This is a genomic window from Nocardia salmonicida, from assembly GCF_036142455.1.
Classification (GTDB): domain Bacteria; phylum Actinomycetota; class Actinomycetes; order Mycobacteriales; family Mycobacteriaceae; genus Nocardia; species Nocardia salmonicida.
This window is the reverse complement of the sequence record NZ_CP108014.1, coordinates 4,514,388-4,528,867: the sequence shown is the minus strand read 5'-3', so window position 1 is coordinate 4,528,867 and position 14,480 is coordinate 4,514,388. Positions and strand designations below refer to the sequence as shown.

Below are 14,480 nucleotides of genomic sequence, written 5' to 3'. Positions count from 1 at the left end.
CGAATGACGCGGTATGCATACGACTCGGGGGCGGGAACGCTGGTCGCTACCTGGGGGACCGGTCGGGGTGATCTCGCCGAGACGATCGCCGAGGTGCCGGGGACGGAGCACGGGGTGGAGCTGGCGGCGGCGCTGGCGAGTCTGGCGCGGTTCCAGTGGCGGACCTACACCCATCCGGCCACCGCTGCCGGGGATCCCGATATCGAGAACGGGGAGGCGTGGCGGCGGGCGGAGGAGCGCAATCGCTTCGAGAAGGTCGAAGCCGCGCTGCGCACCCCGAATCTGCCCGACGAGGACGGGTGCATGCTGGTTTTCTACAGCCCCATCGAGGAATCCGCGCATCACGTGGGTCGCGTGCTCCACGCGATCGGTGACGCGAGCCTGGTGGACCGTGTGGTGAACGAGGTGCTCACCGAGCAGGCGGCGATCATCGCCGCGGAACTGGGCGATCTGGCGGGCCGGGCCAGGCAGGCCGTCGAACTCACCCGCCCGGAGATCTCCCCGGTGCAGGTGCACGCGGCGGACAGCCTGCTGCGGGCCAACCCGTTGGGCACGATCGACCTGTTCACCGAATTGGACCCCGCCGCCGCATCGGTCGCCGCCGCACACTGGCTGCGGGCCGCGGCGACGGTGGCCGGGGAGGTCACGGGCCTCGAGCCGGTGGACGTGGTCGCCGAGGCGGACGACATCGAAGCACTCCAGGTGGAAACGCCGACCGTGGTCTTGGAACGGCTCGGCGCGGGGGAGACGCCGACCCAGGTGGTGGTCGACCTGATCGCCGATGCCATCGCCGTTTCCGAAGGCAAGGTTCGCGACCTGGACGGCATCATCGAGGCCGCGCAGGAAATCGAGGAACGCGACGACGACGACGATCCCGACGACTGGACCGACGGCTACCGTATCTGCCGCCTCGACCCCACCCGCCCCGCGATCGATCTCCTCGAAGACCTGCTCGGCGCCATCCGGGGATGTTGGCTGGTCTTCAGCGAAGCGGACAGCGGCACCACCTTCGAGAACGCCGTTCGAACCGAAGCGGACGCCGATACCTCCCGCTTGCAGTAGCTCCCGATTCACCGAAAAGCCCTGCGCCGCAAGGTGAGCACCGACGGCGCAGGGCTGCTCACAGAAGGGAGAAGCCGCCCGGCGCGGAACTATCCGCCCGCGCGACGGCGGAAGGTGCGCTTCCCACCCGCCTGCGCATGCGTCCCACGCACTTTGGCGGAATTCTGGGCGGCCCCACCCGCGGAGGAGTGGCCGTTCTTCCGCTCGAGCGCCTCGCGGAACCTCCGCTTCGTCGCCTCCTCCGGAGTTTCGATCGCGTCCGCGGACTGTTCGGCGGAGACTTCCTGTTCATCGGGCATCCCTACAGCCTGCCACCTCAGCGCACGTTCGCACACCATCGGCAGGACCATCGACCTGCCCGCGACGGCCCCTCGGTAGGATCCACCGATGCGGGGCAGGCCAGGAGGGACGTGGCTTTGATCGAAGTATGGGGTGCGCGAGTCGCGGTCCGGTATGCGGACGGGCGACTGGTGACGACGCCGCTGCGCGCCGACAACGAGATCGCGCTCGACGTCGGTGTGGCCGAACTGGCCAGGATCGCGCTCGCGAACACCGAGGACGGGCAGATGGCGCTGCTGCTGTTCTTCCGGTCGGCGCAGTTCGTGGTCAACGGTGCGCCGACGGATCGGCACCCGGTGCCGGTGTTCCTCGAAACCGACCTACGTGCGCAGGCGCAGGCCCTGATCAGAGCCGTCGAACGCGACTTGGTCAGCCTACGCAGGGTGTTTCCGCCCCGACCCAATCTCGTTCCACCGCAATCCGTTCAGGGTTCGAACGGTCGAAGACGTCCCGATGTCACCGCGGCAGCACACCGAATGCGCCACGCGGGCAACTCCTTACGCGAGATAGACATCCTGCACAGCTGCGCCCGCACCGACGAGTACGTCCTCGAGCTAGCCCAAGCCGGGCACGAAGGTGCGCCGGGTCTGGTCGCGATCACAACCCTGCGCCTGCTCTTCGTCTCCGCGTGGGCGGTCTACGAATTCCCGGTATCGGTCCTCACCGATGCCGAAGTGCGCACGACCCCCGGGCAGGTTGCCACCCTGCGGATTTCGGGCGCGGGCACCGAGCTGGACTTCGTCGACTGGGAACCCGCCGACTTCACCCGCATCACCGAGGCCGTCCGCTTGGCCTGCGAAATCGAGCATGTCGACGGATCCATCACCCAGTCCATGCCCTGCTCGGCCGACCTCTTCGGTGAATGGCAACTGCTGGTGGAACGCCGCAAACTGGGAATGGTCGACGACGACCCGTTCCGCCGTCAAGCCGTGGGCATCATGCTGACGATGCCGGGCTGAACACCGGCGCACCCGGATGCAGGGCCACCCGCCGCCACGGACTCGACGGCCGCAGGTGCAGCCCCGCGATCATCCGCCTACGTTCGGCCACTTGGCTTTTCGCGGCCGACAGGTCCTGCGTGGCCGCCCAGAAGATCGCTCCCGTGAGGAACCCGTCGCCGAACTGCCGCCAGTTGCGATAGTGCTGACGCGCCCGATCCAGCCCGGTCAGCATGTGCTCCCACGCCTCGTCCTCGGTCAGATACCCCGCCGTGCAGGCGGCGCGGGCGATGAACACCAGCCGCGCCAGATCCCATGCGGTGGCGTCGATCTGCAGCGGCGTCGGCAGGCTGTCGGTGATGCCGAGCTTGATGGCTTGCAGCCACGCGTCGTAGTCGCGATCGATGCCGGCGGGCCCGCGATAGCCGCGGAAACTCGACAGCGTGTGCAGGAATTCGCGGTGTTCGTCGGCCAACCCGGACCGGTCCACCCGGCCGGTATCGCTCGCGGCCATGACGGCGAGCGGATGGACGAGTTCGAACAGCGGCGCGTGCATTCCGGCCAGCAACCGCCGCACGGTGTCGTGCGCGTCCTCGGCGTTGTCGACACCCCACGACTCGTGCAGTCCTTCGATCGCGGTCTCCCGACGCGTCGAGGTGCTGTCGGGCTCCTCCGGCAGGAACGCGACGCCGTCGCACTGCGCGCCCCAACTGCGCCCGTAATACGCACCGACGGCCAAAGCCCTGATCCGGTCGTCGTCGATCCTCGCCCCGGACCACACGTCCGGCTCGATATCTATATCCGCTCCGGGAAACCCCGCGACCCGTGGCCGTCCACCCTGCACTGATGCTGTCGGTTGCATTGGCACCCCTCTGCCGAGCCGAACGTCGTGGCGTCGAATCTTACGTACCTGGTGTGTGCGGTGCGGCAACTGCCTGTCGGTGGGGAGGGCTACCGTCGGAAGTGTGGCGGAATACCGGGAACGCGAATCGAGGCTGGACCGAGCGGTGGTCTGGTCGCGAACCATGCCCGCCCACACCGGTCCCGTCACGGTGTTCCCCGACGGCTGCATGGATCTGATCTGGACCGAGGGCACGCTGATGGTGGCGGGCCCGGACAGTCGCGCGTTCCTCGCGCCGAGCGCGCGGGCGAGCGAGTTCGTCGGCATCAGGTTCGCGCCGGGCACCGCGCCCACGTTGCTCGGGATTCCCGCGGTGGAGCTGCTGAATCAGCGGGTCGACCTGGCCGAGATAGCACCCTCGCGCACCGCAAGGGAACTCGTCGACCGCATCGACAACGCGCCCGACCGCGTAGCTGCCTTGGAGGCGGTCGCATTACGATTCGCTGCCGATAACGGTGCGGCCGATCCGGCGCTCACCGCCGTCGTCGATTCGCTGTCGGTCGGCGCGACGGTTGCCGAAACCGCCGCTCAGACGGGGATGTCGGCCCGGATGTTGCACCGGCGTTCCCTGTTCGCCTTCGGCTACGGACCCAAGATGTTGGCCCGTATTCTGCGTTTTCAACGTGCGTTGGCGGGGCTTCGCACCGGAACTTCCGCCGCGCACATCGCCGCGGTGACCGGTTTCGCCGACCAGGCACACCTGTCTCGGGAGGTCCGTGACCTGGCGGGATGCTCGGTGCGCACCTTGCAAACCCGCTGACCGGGCGTCCAGCCGCCCGGAAAGTCTCATTCGGCACAGCGTGACGGAAGGTTTAGGCTCAATAGTGCACGCCCCGTCGCAAGTGCTCAGTCCGAACACCGACGAGAGGATGTGACCTGATGATCGATGAATCCGTGTACTCCACGCTCCGTATCGAGGCAGAACGAGACGAAATCCGTCGGCTTGTCGTCGGCGCGGTCGTCGACCGTCATCATCGAGTGCTCATCCTGCGCCGTCGACGATCGGATTTCCTCGGTGGACGGTGGGAGTTGCCCAGCGGCGTCGTCGAGCCGGGTGAGGCACTCGACGAAGCGCTGGCCCGCGAAGTCGCGGAGGAAACCGGGCTGCAGGTCACCGGCGTCAGCGACTATCTCGGCGAGTTCGACTACCTGACCGGCGAAGGCGCCCGCACCAGGCAGTTCACCTTCGTCGTCGACGTGGCCGCGTCGGGACCGGTGACGCTCACCGACCACGACGCGCACCTGTGGACGAGGCTCACCGGAGAACCCCCGGTGAGCGATGAGGTCCGCGAGATGCTCGGCCGCTACCAGCGGCGTCAGCGCGACCCCCACGACTGGTCGGCCTATTCGGCGGGCAACGGCGCGTAGAGGTCGATTCCGTGCCCGTCGGGGTCGGTGAGCGAGGCGTAACGCTGGCCCCAGAAGGCATCCCACGGTGCGAGTTCGCCGTGATGGCCGGCGTCGACGAGTTCGGCGTAGAGCTTGTCGACCTCGGCCGGATCGGCGCATCGGAACGCCAGACTGCTGCGGCCGGGACCGGTCGGCGGCTGCCAGCCGGGCGTGAAGGAGGCGATCGTGGCCTCGGTGTCCAGCGCCAGCCGCAGACCACCGCCGATCACGGCCTCGGCATGGCCCTCGGATTCGGCGCCGTCCGGGAAAACCAGGCCCAGCCTGCGGTAGAAGGCCACCGAAGCGGCCATATCGGAAACAACAACGGACACTACATCGAGCTGTGGAGTCATATTCGCAGCTTAGGCACCCGAGTGGGGTGCGGTCTTGAACGAATCGGACGTCAGCGCGCGGGTACCGGCACCAGTTCGCCGAGCAGATTCCCGATCAGGATCTGCAGGTGGTCGCGGATGCCGCGCACCACCTCGATGGGCTGCCCGGCCGGATCCGGCAGCACCCAGTCGCGGTAGCTGATTCCGGGAAAGTACGGACACACCTCGCCGCCTCCCACCGTGACCACTACATCCGAGATCCCGACGACATCATCGGTGAGCGGTGTCGGCCGTTCGCCGGAGATGTCGATCCCGATCTCGGCCATGACCGCCACCGCGGCGGGGTCGAGCACTGCCGCCGGTTCGCTGCCTGCGGTGCGCACCTCGATCCGGTCACCGGCCTTGGCGCGCAGCAGACCCGCCGCCATCTGTGATCGGCCCGCATTGTGCACACAGACGAACAACACGCTGGGAGTGTGGGCCATGGTCGCCCTTTCGGCGCAGGGGCGAAGTGCTTGTGGCGCTTCGGGTATCACCGTCATCATTCCACCAGGGCGCGGCGGCGGGGCAGGGTGCGGGCTATCCGGCGATACTGTTGTCCGAGCAGTGTCCGCGCCGTGACGCTCAGTCCAGTGAGCCGAGCACCCGGTGCACGTAATCGTTGGCGAACACCCCGGTGGGGTCGAAACGCCGTCGAACCGCGGTGAAGCGGTCCCATTCGGGGTAGCGCGGGCGCAGTGTCTCGGCGGTCTGGAAGTGGCGTTTGCCCCAGTGCGGCCTGCCGTCGTAGGCATCGAACACCGCCTCGCACGCGCGGAAGTACGGTTCCCACACCATGCCCTGATACTGGTGCACCGCGATGTAGCAGGTCTCGCGTCCGCCTGCGGGGGACAGGAAGGCGTCGTCGGGGGCGACCCAGCGCACCTCGATCGGCATCGGTGTGCCGAACCGCCGTCCCAGTGCCAGGATTTCGCGAATCGCCTCGGCGGCGTGCGCGCGCGGGATCGCGTATTCCATCTCGTTGAACTTCACCAACCGCGGCGTGGAGAACACCCGGTAGGAGCGGTCGACCTGCCGGTTGTTGCTGCCTGCCAGGGTGGCCGCGCGGTGAATCATGGGGATGGCGGCCGGAATGCGCCGACCCAGTCTGCACAGGCCGTCGTAGACATGATTGGCGATCAGGATGTCGTTGAGCCACTCGCTCACCGTGCCGCGCGGTTGTTCCGGCGCTTCGGTTCGGTCGATGGCCTTGGTCATCGCCGTGTCGCTGTGCGGGAAGGCGAAGAACTCGAAATGATCACTGCCGTCGGCGAATTCGTCGATATCGGCGAGCACCTCGTTCAGTGGTACCGGCCGCTCGACGCACTCCAGCACGAACGACGGTTCGAGCTGCAAGGTGGCCGCGGTGACGACGCCGAGCGCGCCGACACTGACCCGCGCCGCCTTCCAGCCGTCGGGATCGGTCTGCTCGTTGAGCTCCACCAGGGTGCCGTCGGCCCGCAGCACCTCCACCGAGTGCAGGGCCGCGGAGATATTGCGCAGCCGGGCGCCGGTGCCGTGGGTGGCGGTCGCGGTCGCGCCCGCGAGGCTCTGGGTGTCGATGTCGCCGAGATTGGGAAAGGCCAGTCCGTGCGCGTGCAGCAGTGGGCTCGCCGCGTGCAGCGAGATTCCGGCCTCCACGCGCACCTGGCCGGCGTCGACGTCGACATCGAGGACCTTGTTCAGACCACTGAGATCGACCAGCGTGCCGTCGGTGAGTACGGCGTCGGTGAACGAGTGCCCCGACCCGGCCACGCGCACGGTCCGGCCCGCGGCGGCCGCATCGGTCACGGTCGCGGCCAGCTCCTCGACGTCACGCGGCGCGGCGACGACGGCGGGTGTGCAGCGTTGCTGGCCTGCCCAGTTCACCCAGGTGTTCTTGGTCATGTGTCCAACAGTAGAGGATGCGTTGTGACGCGCGCTACTGGTCGGACAGGTTTCGGCTCAGCGACGACGGCCGAGGCAGCCGGCGGCCTTGGCCCGCTCGACCTCTTCGTCGGTCATCGGCGAGACCAGCAGTGGCCTGCGCGGCACCGCGTCGGTGCGGACGCCGTTGAGCGTGATGGCCATATACCGTTGCCACACTTCGGAATTCACCGGACCGGCGAACTCGGCGAGTGCGTTGACCATATGGATCAGGGCGAAGAAGTCCGTGGTGGTGACGTCGGGATCGATCGCCCCGGCGTTGCGCGCGCGGTCGATGATCGCCGTGACCGACGGATGGATCCGGTTGCGCAGTTCGGCGAAACGGGCCGGATCTTCCTCGAGTTCGAGCATCACCTCGCCGAAACCGCGGTTGGTCGCCAGGTGTTTGCACGCGCTCTCGAAGAATTCGACGAGCCCGAGCCAGGCGTCCGTGTTGCCGAGGGCCGCCTCGGCCGCGTCGGCGAAGTCTTTGACGTGCTGGTCGAAGACCTCGGCGATGAGTTCCTTCTTGTTGGCGAAGCGTCGGTACACGGTGCCGACGCCGACGCCCGCGCGCTCGGCGACGTCGTCGAGGGTGATCTCGAGGCCGTGATCGGCGAATAGCTCACGGGCGGCCGCGACGATGCGTTGCTGGTTGCGCGCGGCGTCGGCGCGCAGCCTGCGGGGTGGTGTGGCAGTCGTCGTGGCGTGATTCACAAGTACATCCTATCAATCCGGGGATTAAGTGGAGGTCGTTTCTCCGTTACTCTGGTAGCTTCGAATGAAGCGGAGGCGGTATCTCCGATTATGCCACCAGAAACCATCCGCAGACCTACTAGGGGAGTTATGACCACCACACTCGACACCGGGCCCAAGAGCCCCGCGGATACCGGTCGCCGCGGCTCGCACGCCCTGCGCTGGTGGGTGCTTGCCGTACTCGGCATCGCCCAACTGATGGTCGTGCTCGATGCGACGATCGTCAATATCGCTCTGCCCGCGGCCCAGGCCGACCTCGGTTTCGGCGACGGTGACCGCCAGTGGGTCATCACCGGTTACGCACTCGCCTTCGGCAGCCTGTTGCTGCTCGGCGGCAGGCTCAGCGACCTGTTCGGTCGTCGCAACACCTTCATCATCGGCTTGGTCGGCTTCGCGGTGACCTCGGCCATCGGCGGCGCGGCCACCACCTTCGAGATGCTGGTCGCGGCCCGTGTCGGCCAGGGTGTGTTCGGTGCGCTGCTCGCGCCGGCCGCCCTCTCTCTGCTCACGGTCACCTTCACCGAACCCAAGGAACGGGCCAAGGCATTCGGCATCTTCGGCGCCGTGGCCGGTACCGGCGGCGCGATCGGTCTACTTCTCGGTGGTGTGCTCACCGAATGGGCGTCGTGGCGCTGGGCGATGTATGTGAACCTGATCTTCGCCGCCGTCGCGCTCGTCGGCGCCGTGCTGCTGCTCGCCAAGCATGTCGCGACCTCGCGCCCCAAGCTCGATTGGACCGGCACCGTCGCCGTCACCGTCGCGCTGTTCAGCATCGTCTACGGCTTCTCCCACGCCGAGTCCAACGGCTGGAGCGACCCGACCACGCTGGTCTTCCTGCTCGGTGGCGCCGTGCTGCTCGCGGTCTTCGTGTGGATCGAGACCAAGGTCGCCCACCCCTTGCTGCCGTTGCGCATCGTCGCCGACCGCACCCGTGGCGCGTCGTACCTGACCGTGTTCGTCATGGGCATCGGCATGTTCGCGATCTTCTTGTTCCTCACCTACTACATGCAGCTGACCCTGGCGTACACGCCGATCGTGACCGGTCTGGCGTTCCTGCCGATGGTGGCGGGCATGGTGGCCTCCTCGACCACCGCGCCGTCGCTGTTGCTGCCGAAGGTCGGACCCAAGGTCGTCATCAGTGGCGGATTCCTGATCGCCGCGGCGGGCATGCTGTGGCTCACCCAGATCGGTCTGGATTCGAGCTACGTCACCCATATCCTGCCCGCGCTGGTACTGCTGGGCCTCGGCCTCGGTGGTGCGATGTCGGTCGCGTTCCAGGGTTCGACGGCGGGTGTGCAGCACGAGGACGCGGGCGTCGCCTCGGCGATGGTCAACACCAGCCAGCAGGTCGGTGGTTCCATCGGTACCGCGCTGCTCAGCACCATCGCGGCCTCGGCGATGACCGACTACGTGTCGACGCATCAGCCGGGCCCGCTCACCGTGGCGCAGGGCGCGATCGAGAGTTACACCACCAGCTTCTGGTGGGCGACGGCCACTTTCGTGCTCGGCGCGATCGTGATCGCGGTGCTCATGCCGAACACCGTGCCCGCCCCGGCCGAAGGCGAGCCGGTGCTGGCGCACTGATCCGGAACAATCGCCCGACGATGGCCCGAACCGACAATCGGTTCGGGCCATCGTCGTTCGTCCGTGTCGGCTGCTGAAAGTTTGCCACGGTGCGCACCGCTCGCCCGAGTGTCGGTGGGTCTCGATACCATGAGCAACGACCACCACACGGATCGGCCAACGGGAGGCGAACGCATGACATCGCGGCCTCCGGCGCTCGATCCGGCCGTCCTCGCGGCGATCTCGGTGGGCGGCGGGCTCGGCGCCACTGCTCGTTTCGGCGTCGGACACTGGTGGCCGGTGCTCCCCGGCCGATTCCCGTGGTCGACGTTCACGGTGAATGTGCTCGGGTGCTTCGCGATCGGGGTGCTGATGGTCGTGGTCACCGAACTGTGGGATGCACCGAAACTCGTGCGACCGTTCCTGGGAATCGGTGTGCTGGGGGGCTTCACGACTTTCTCCACCTATAGCCTCGAGATTCGTAGACTCATCGGCATCGGTGAGACGGGTACGGCGGTCGCCTATCTCGGCCTGTCGGTGCTCGCGGCACTCGGTGCCGTGGCAATTGCCATGATCGCGACCCGGTGGGTCGCGCGGCGGGGGTTCACATGAATTCGACAACGGAAGGGGGCCATCCGATGGTCGAGATGTGGGCTCCCACAGCGGGAGGCGCGCCATGACGGTGGCGCTGGTGCTGGCCGGTGGCATGCTCGGCGCGCCCGCCCGGTACCTGATCGACCGGCGGATGTCGGCGCGGTTTCCGACTGGGCTGCCGTGGGGGACGCTAACCGTTAACATTGTCGGTTCGGCGTTGCTCGGGGGTTTGATCGGCGCGAGTGCGGGCAGTGCGCTGCTGGCATTCGCGGCAACCGGCTTCTGTGGTGCGCTGACCACGTTCAGCACGTTCGGGTACGAGACGATCCGTCTGGTAACCGAGGGCGCCTACGTGTATGCCGTGGGCAACGTCGTGATCAGCGTCTCGGCGAGCCTGGCCGCGGTATACGCCGCTGCGTCCCTGACCCAGTGGTTGTGCGCATGATTCTCATGACCAGCCGCGCGCAGCCGACACGGAAGGGAACACCCACCATGGCCCACGATCGCGCCGGACGGCCCGCCCGCCCGACCGACCTGGTGGACATCGCTCACCTGGTCACCGCGTACTACAGCCTCGTCCCCGATCCGGAGGAGCCGAGCCAGCAGGTGGTGTTCGGCACCTCGGGTCACCGTGGGTCCAGCGAGGACGGCGCGTTCAACGAGGCCCACATCATGGCGATCACGCAGGCGATCGTCGAATACCGCGCCACCCGTGACATCACCGGCCCGGTCTACCTCGCGCGCGACACCCATGCCCTGTCCGAACCTGCCTGGACCACCGCGCTCGAGGTCCTGGCCGGCAACGACGTCACGGCTGTGATCGACGCGCGTGGCCGCTACACCCCCACGCCCGCGCTGAGTCATGCCGTGCTGAACCACAATCGCGGCGGCACCAAGCACCAGGCCGACGGCATCGTGGTCACCCCCTCGCACAATCCACCGCGCGACGGCGGCTTCAAATACAACCCACCGCACGGCGGCCCCGCCGACACCAAGGCCACCGACGCCATCGCCGCCCGCGCCAACGAACTGCTGCGCGGCGGCCTGGCCGAGGTCAAACGGGTCTCGCTCGATCAGGCGATGAGCACCCACGTGCAGCGCTACGACTATCTCGACCAGTACGTCTCCGACCTGCCGAACGCGTTGAACCTGGACGCGATTCGCGGCGCGGGCATCCGGATGGGCGCCGACCCGATGGGTGGCGCGAGCGTGGACTACTGGGAGGAGATCGGGCAACGCTTCGATCTCGAGCTCGAGGTGGTCAACCCGTTCGTCGACCCCACCTGGCGTTTCATGACCCTCGACAGCGACGGCCAGATCCGGATGGATCCGTCCTCGCGCCACGCCATGGCGGCCCTGGTCGGCATCAAGGACGACTACGACATCTCCACCGGCAACGACGCCGACGCCGACCGGCACGGCATCGTCACTCCCGACGGTGGCCTGATGAACCCCAATCACTTCCTGGCCGTCGCGATCGAATACCTCGTCGCGAACCGGATGTGGTGGGACGCGCTCACCAAGATCGGCAAGACCGTTGTCACCTCGTCGATGGTCGACCGTGTGGTCGGCGTGCTCGGGCGCGACGTGTACGAGGTGCCGGTCGGGTTCAAGTGGTTCGTGCCCGGATTGTTCAGTGGCAGTTTGGCTTTCGGCGGCGAGGAGAGCGCGGGCGCGTCGTTCCTGCGGATGGACGGCACCGTGTGGACCACCGACAAGGACGGCATCCTGCTCGCCCTGCTCGCCGCCGAGATCGCCGCCGTCACCGGCCAGACCCCCTCGGCCAGGTACGGCGAACTGGAACGCCAGTACGGTAGCCCCGCCTACGCGCGGATCGACGCCGCCGCCACCAGTGACCAGAAGGCCAAGCTCGCGCGCCTGACTCCCGAGGCTGTCACCGGCACCGAGATCGCGGGCGAGGAGATCACCGGCATCCTCACCACCGCGCGCGGCAACGGAGCGCCGCTGGGCGGGTTGAAGGTGACCACGGAGAACGCCTGGTTCGCCGCACGTCCCTCGGGCACCGAGGACAAATACAAGATCTACGCCGAGTCGTTCCTCGGCCCTGAACATCTCACCCAGGTGCAGGCTGCGGCCGAGGAGATGGTCAACCAGGCGCTGGGCGAGTGAGCGCTCCGGCCAAAGTCCGGCTACCCGCCGAGATCTGGGTACTGATCGCGGCCGCTTTCGTGATCGCTCTCGGGTTCGGCCTCGTCGCACCCGTGCTGCCGCAGTACGCGCGCGAATTCGGGGTCGGCATCGCCGCCGCGTCGGCGATCGTGAGCGCGTTCGCGTTGATGCGGTTGTTGTTCGCGCCCGCCAGTGGGCGGCTCGTGCAGAAGTTGGGCGAGCGGCGGGTGTATCTGGCCGGCATCGTGATCGTGGCGGTGTCGACCGGGGCGTGCGCGCTGGCGCAGACGTATTGGCAACTGCTGGTGCTGCGTTCACTGGGCGGCATCGGGTCCACGATGTTCACAGTGTCTTCGATGGCGCTGATCATCCGGGTATCGCCGCCTGCCGCGCGTGGTCGAATCTCCGGCGTCTACTCGACGAGTTTTCTGATCGGTTCGCTGCTCGGTCCCCTGGTCGGAAGTAGTTTGGCCGGGTTCGGGCTGCGCGCGCCGTTCCTGATCTATATGGCCGCGCTGCTGGTGGTGTGTGTGATCGTGTTCGCCGGGTTGCGTGAATCGCCGGTGCTCGCGCCCGAGAGCGGGGCGAAGCCGATCGAATTCACCTTCCGGCAAGGGTGGGCCGAACCCGCTTATCGGGCGGTGCTGCTGTCGAGTTTCGCGGGTGGCATCGCGGTATTCGGTGTGCGCATGGCGTTCGTGCCCCTGCTGGTGGTCGAGACCCTGCATCAGGAAATCGGCATGGCGGGCGTGGCGCTCACGGTGTTCGCCGCGGGCAATGCGGCAGTGCTGTTCCTGTCGGGGCGGCTCTCGGACCGGTTCGGTCGCAAACCGTTCCTGATCGCCGGGTCTGCCATCTGCGCGCTCGGCACCGGCGCGCTCGGCTTCGCACCGACCATCCAGTGGTTCCTGGTCGCTTCGTTCGTCGCGGGCCTCGGATCGGGAATGTTCAGTCCCGTGCAGCAGGCGGCATTGGCGGATGTGATCGGGTCGCGCGCCCGCGGCGGTCCGGTACTGGCCGCGTTCCAGATGTCGGCTGATCTGGGCACCGTGCTCGGCCCGATCGTCATCGGCTGGTTGGCCGAACGCACGTCGTTCGGGGTGGCTATGGCCGTGACCGGTGCGGTGCTGGCCGTGTCGGCGGCAGTGTGGGTGTTCACGCCCGATCCCTCGCAGATCGAGCACCCCGACGATCCGGAGCGCCCCGATCACGCGGGTGACGGCATCGACCCGCAATGCGCCTGCGATGGCAGCCCCGACGGAAAGCCGGTGGTGCGTGACGGCATGGTTCCCGCTGGTCGACCCAGCGACTACCACAGGCCCCCGTAGCAGGTCAGCGTCATTTCGGCGTGCCCGGGCGGCGAGCCGCCCGCGACTCGAGGCAGAGTGGACGGGTGAGCACAGCCGGTTCTTCGCACAATCCGCGCCCCGTTTCCAGCAACACCACCTACGCGCTGGCCGCGGTGGCGGTCGTCCTCATCGGGTTGATCGTGTTCGCCGCCTACAAGTGGAGCGCGGAACCGCCGCCCGCCGTACGCAACGACGGCTACGGCCCGGTCCGCGAGGCCGCCGTGCAGGTCACCACCACCCCCGAAGGTGTCATCCGCCTCGGCCGCCCCGACGCACCCAAGACCGTCGACATCTTCGAAGACCCCATCTGCCCCGCCTGCGGCGCGATGGAAACCGCCTACGGCCAGGAACTGGCCCAGAAGATCGACGAAGGCAAGCTCGCGGTGAACTACCACCTCGTCACCTTCCTCGACCCCCAGTCCAAGAGCAAGGACTACTCCACCCGCGCGACAGCCGCGAATCTCTGTGTCGCCCAAGCGGGTTCGGGCCCCACCTACAGCAAATTCCACGAGACCCTGTTCACCAAGAAGCAGCCCGACGAAGGCGGCTCCGATCTGAGCAACCCGGCGCTGGCCACCATCGCCACAGAATCCGGCGCCCCCGAATCCGTGGCCGCCTGCATCAACAACGGCACCCAGTCCGAAGCCGCCAAGTCCGCCGCCGCGAAGAACCTCGCCGATCTCGACGCCCGCACCGACAACAAGGCCGCCACCCCCGCGATCTACGACGGCACCACCAAGATCGACTGGCAAGACGAGAACTGGGTAGTGAACACGGCCCCATGAGCCCCCGCGTGAGGTTCGGCACATCCCACCCCTGACCAGCCGATCCTTCCCGCCCCACGGGCCACTGCACCCCCGCCCGTAACCCCACATTTTCGCCGTCTACCAGCCGATTTGTTCTCTCTCAGACGCATGGTGTAACTTCATTCAGGCAGCAGCGAGAGCCGCTGAAACAACTGAACACGGGGCTATGGCGCAGCTGGTAGCGCACCACACTGGCAGTGTGGGGGTCAGGGGTTCGAGTCCCCTTAGCTCCACAGAAATAACAGGTCAGGCCCGGTCTCAGACCGGGCCTGACCTGTTATTTGTGTCTGGCCCCGCGTTTACCCCCGTTTTGATCCTGAATTCCGATTGACCGGTGCGGTCGCACCTGTTGTGGTGGCCGTTGTCGCAGGTTCGTG

At 67.4% G+C, this 14,480-nt stretch carries 16 protein-coding genes and 1 tRNA gene; 11 read left to right on the top strand and 6 right to left on the bottom strand.

What is annotated here, in order from left to right; translation table 11 throughout:
* Positions 1-3 precede the first annotated feature (3 nt).
* A complete protein-coding gene (locus tag OHS03_RS21270; protein WP_056812575.1) occupies positions 4-1,062 on the top strand; it encodes a hypothetical protein in 1,059 nt (352 codons plus the stop codon).
* Positions 1,063-1,151: 89 nt separating this feature from the next.
* Here OHS03_RS21270 and OHS03_RS21265 read toward each other — a convergent pair whose 3' ends face one another.
* Complete coding sequence (locus OHS03_RS21265; protein WP_063816119.1) at positions 1,152-1,361, bottom strand: DUF5302 domain-containing protein; 210 nt, start codon at positions 1,359-1,361, stop codon at positions 1,152-1,154.
* Between the two features lie 111 nt (positions 1,362-1,472).
* Here OHS03_RS21265 and OHS03_RS21260 point away from each other — a divergent pair, with 111 nt between their 5' ends.
* On the top strand, positions 1,473-2,360 hold the full coding sequence (locus tag OHS03_RS21260; RefSeq protein WP_328656490.1) for a hypothetical protein: 888 nt from the start codon (positions 1,473-1,475) through the stop codon (positions 2,358-2,360).
* On the opposite strand, the gene OHS03_RS21255 is transcribed toward OHS03_RS21260, so the two are convergent.
* Positions 2,338-3,201, bottom strand: coding sequence for a DUF1266 domain-containing protein (locus OHS03_RS21255; protein ID WP_063816114.1), 864 nt, complete (start codon positions 3,199-3,201; stop codon positions 2,338-2,340). The two genes, OHS03_RS21260 and OHS03_RS21255, sit on opposite strands and share 23 nt — an antisense overlap.
* A gap of 103 nt (positions 3,202-3,304) precedes the next feature.
* On the opposite strand from OHS03_RS21255, the gene OHS03_RS21250 reads away from it, so the two are divergent.
* Positions 3,305-4,000 (top strand): DUF6597 domain-containing transcriptional factor, encoded by a 696-nt coding sequence (locus tag OHS03_RS21250; protein ID WP_328656488.1) that lies wholly within the window; start codon positions 3,305-3,307, stop codon positions 3,998-4,000.
* Between the two features lie 119 nt (positions 4,001-4,119).
* Complete coding sequence (locus OHS03_RS21245) at positions 4,120-4,608, top strand: NUDIX hydrolase (protein WP_328656487.1); 489 nt, start codon at positions 4,120-4,122, stop codon at positions 4,606-4,608.
* Here the strand turns inward: OHS03_RS21245 and OHS03_RS21240 are convergent.
* The 4 genes from OHS03_RS21240 to OHS03_RS21225 all read right to left on the bottom strand — a co-directional run bounded on the left by OHS03_RS21240 (position 4,584) and on the right by OHS03_RS21225 (position 7,622).
* Positions 4,584-4,982 (bottom strand): VOC family protein, encoded by a 399-nt coding sequence (locus OHS03_RS21240; RefSeq protein ID WP_328656485.1) that lies wholly within the window; start codon positions 4,980-4,982, stop codon positions 4,584-4,586. The two genes, OHS03_RS21245 and OHS03_RS21240, sit on opposite strands and share 25 nt — an antisense overlap.
* A gap of 50 nt (positions 4,983-5,032) precedes the next feature.
* Positions 5,033-5,446 carry an arsenate reductase ArsC gene (locus tag OHS03_RS21235; RefSeq protein ID WP_062983842.1) on the bottom strand — a complete coding sequence of 138 codons (414 nt, stop codon included), beginning with the start codon at positions 5,444-5,446 and terminating at the stop codon, positions 5,033-5,035.
* A gap of 139 nt (positions 5,447-5,585) precedes the next feature.
* On the bottom strand, positions 5,586-6,887 hold the full coding sequence (locus tag OHS03_RS21230; RefSeq protein WP_328656484.1) for a D-arabinono-1,4-lactone oxidase: 1,302 nt from the start codon (positions 6,885-6,887) through the stop codon (positions 5,586-5,588).
* 57 nt (positions 6,888-6,944) lie between these two features.
* A complete protein-coding gene (locus OHS03_RS21225; protein ID WP_062983846.1) occupies positions 6,945-7,622 on the bottom strand; it encodes a TetR/AcrR family transcriptional regulator in 678 nt (225 codons plus the stop codon).
* A gap of 129 nt (positions 7,623-7,751) precedes the next feature.
* Between OHS03_RS21225 and OHS03_RS21220 the strand changes: the two genes are divergently transcribed.
* From OHS03_RS21220 to OHS03_RS21190, 7 genes are all read left to right on the top strand, one after another.
* Positions 7,752-9,245, top strand: coding sequence for an MFS transporter (locus OHS03_RS21220; RefSeq protein ID WP_328656482.1), 1,494 nt, complete (start codon positions 7,752-7,754; stop codon positions 9,243-9,245).
* A 174-nt stretch (positions 9,246-9,419) separates the two neighbouring features.
* A complete protein-coding gene (gene crcB, locus OHS03_RS21215) occupies positions 9,420-9,836 on the top strand; it encodes a fluoride efflux transporter CrcB (RefSeq protein WP_328656480.1) in 417 nt (138 codons plus the stop codon).
* A 64-nt stretch (positions 9,837-9,900) separates the two neighbouring features.
* Positions 9,901-10,263, top strand: coding sequence for a fluoride efflux transporter CrcB (gene crcB, locus OHS03_RS21210; RefSeq protein ID WP_328656478.1), 363 nt, complete (start codon positions 9,901-9,903; stop codon positions 10,261-10,263).
* Between the two features lie 47 nt (positions 10,264-10,310).
* On the top strand, positions 10,311-11,948 hold the full coding sequence (gene pgm / locus OHS03_RS21205; protein ID WP_328656475.1) for a phosphoglucomutase (alpha-D-glucose-1,6-bisphosphate-dependent): 1,638 nt from the start codon (positions 10,311-10,313) through the stop codon (positions 11,946-11,948).
* Positions 11,945-13,276: an MFS transporter gene (locus OHS03_RS21200; RefSeq protein ID WP_328656472.1), complete on the top strand. Its 1,332-nt coding sequence runs from the start codon at positions 11,945-11,947 to the stop codon at positions 13,274-13,276. Before pgm ends, OHS03_RS21200 begins: the two co-directional genes overlap by 4 nt.
* Before the next feature lie 65 nt (positions 13,277-13,341).
* Positions 13,342-14,082: a DsbA family protein gene (locus tag OHS03_RS21195; protein ID WP_328656470.1), complete on the top strand. Its 741-nt coding sequence runs from the start codon at positions 13,342-13,344 to the stop codon at positions 14,080-14,082.
* A 181-nt stretch (positions 14,083-14,263) separates the two neighbouring features.
* Positions 14,264-14,336 (top strand) — tRNA-Ala (locus tag OHS03_RS21190).
* Positions 14,337-14,480: the final 144 nt, after the last annotated feature.

Excerpts from the sequence above, each read along its gene's own strand:
- OHS03_RS21270 (WP_056812575.1), top strand. The coding sequence starts at position 4 with ATGACGCGGTATGCATACGACTCGGGGGCGGGAACGCTGGTCGCTACC.
- OHS03_RS21265 (WP_063816119.1), bottom strand. The coding sequence starts at position 1,361 with ATGCCCGATGAACAGGAAGTCTCCGCCGAACAGTCCGCGGACGCGATC.
- OHS03_RS21255 (WP_063816114.1), bottom strand. The coding sequence starts at position 3,201 with ATGCAACCGACAGCATCAGTGCAGGGTGGACGGCCACGGGTCGCGGGG.
- OHS03_RS21245 (WP_328656487.1), top strand. The coding sequence starts at position 4,120 with ATGATCGATGAATCCGTGTACTCCACGCTCCGTATCGAGGCAGAACGA.
- OHS03_RS21240 (WP_328656485.1), bottom strand. The coding sequence starts at position 4,982 with ATGACTCCACAGCTCGATGTAGTGTCCGTTGTTGTTTCCGATATGGCC.
- OHS03_RS21235 (WP_062983842.1), bottom strand. The coding sequence starts at position 5,446 with ATGGCCCACACTCCCAGCGTGTTGTTCGTCTGTGTGCACAATGCGGGC.
- OHS03_RS21230 (WP_328656484.1), bottom strand. The coding sequence starts at position 6,887 with ATGACCAAGAACACCTGGGTGAACTGGGCAGGCCAGCAACGCTGCACA.
- OHS03_RS21220 (WP_328656482.1), top strand. The coding sequence starts at position 7,752 with ATGACCACCACACTCGACACCGGGCCCAAGAGCCCCGCGGATACCGGT.
- crcB (WP_328656480.1), top strand. The coding sequence starts at position 9,420 with ATGACATCGCGGCCTCCGGCGCTCGATCCGGCCGTCCTCGCGGCGATC.
- crcB (WP_328656478.1), top strand. The coding sequence starts at position 9,901 with ATGACGGTGGCGCTGGTGCTGGCCGGTGGCATGCTCGGCGCGCCCGCC.
- pgm (WP_328656475.1), top strand. The coding sequence starts at position 10,311 with ATGGCCCACGATCGCGCCGGACGGCCCGCCCGCCCGACCGACCTGGTG.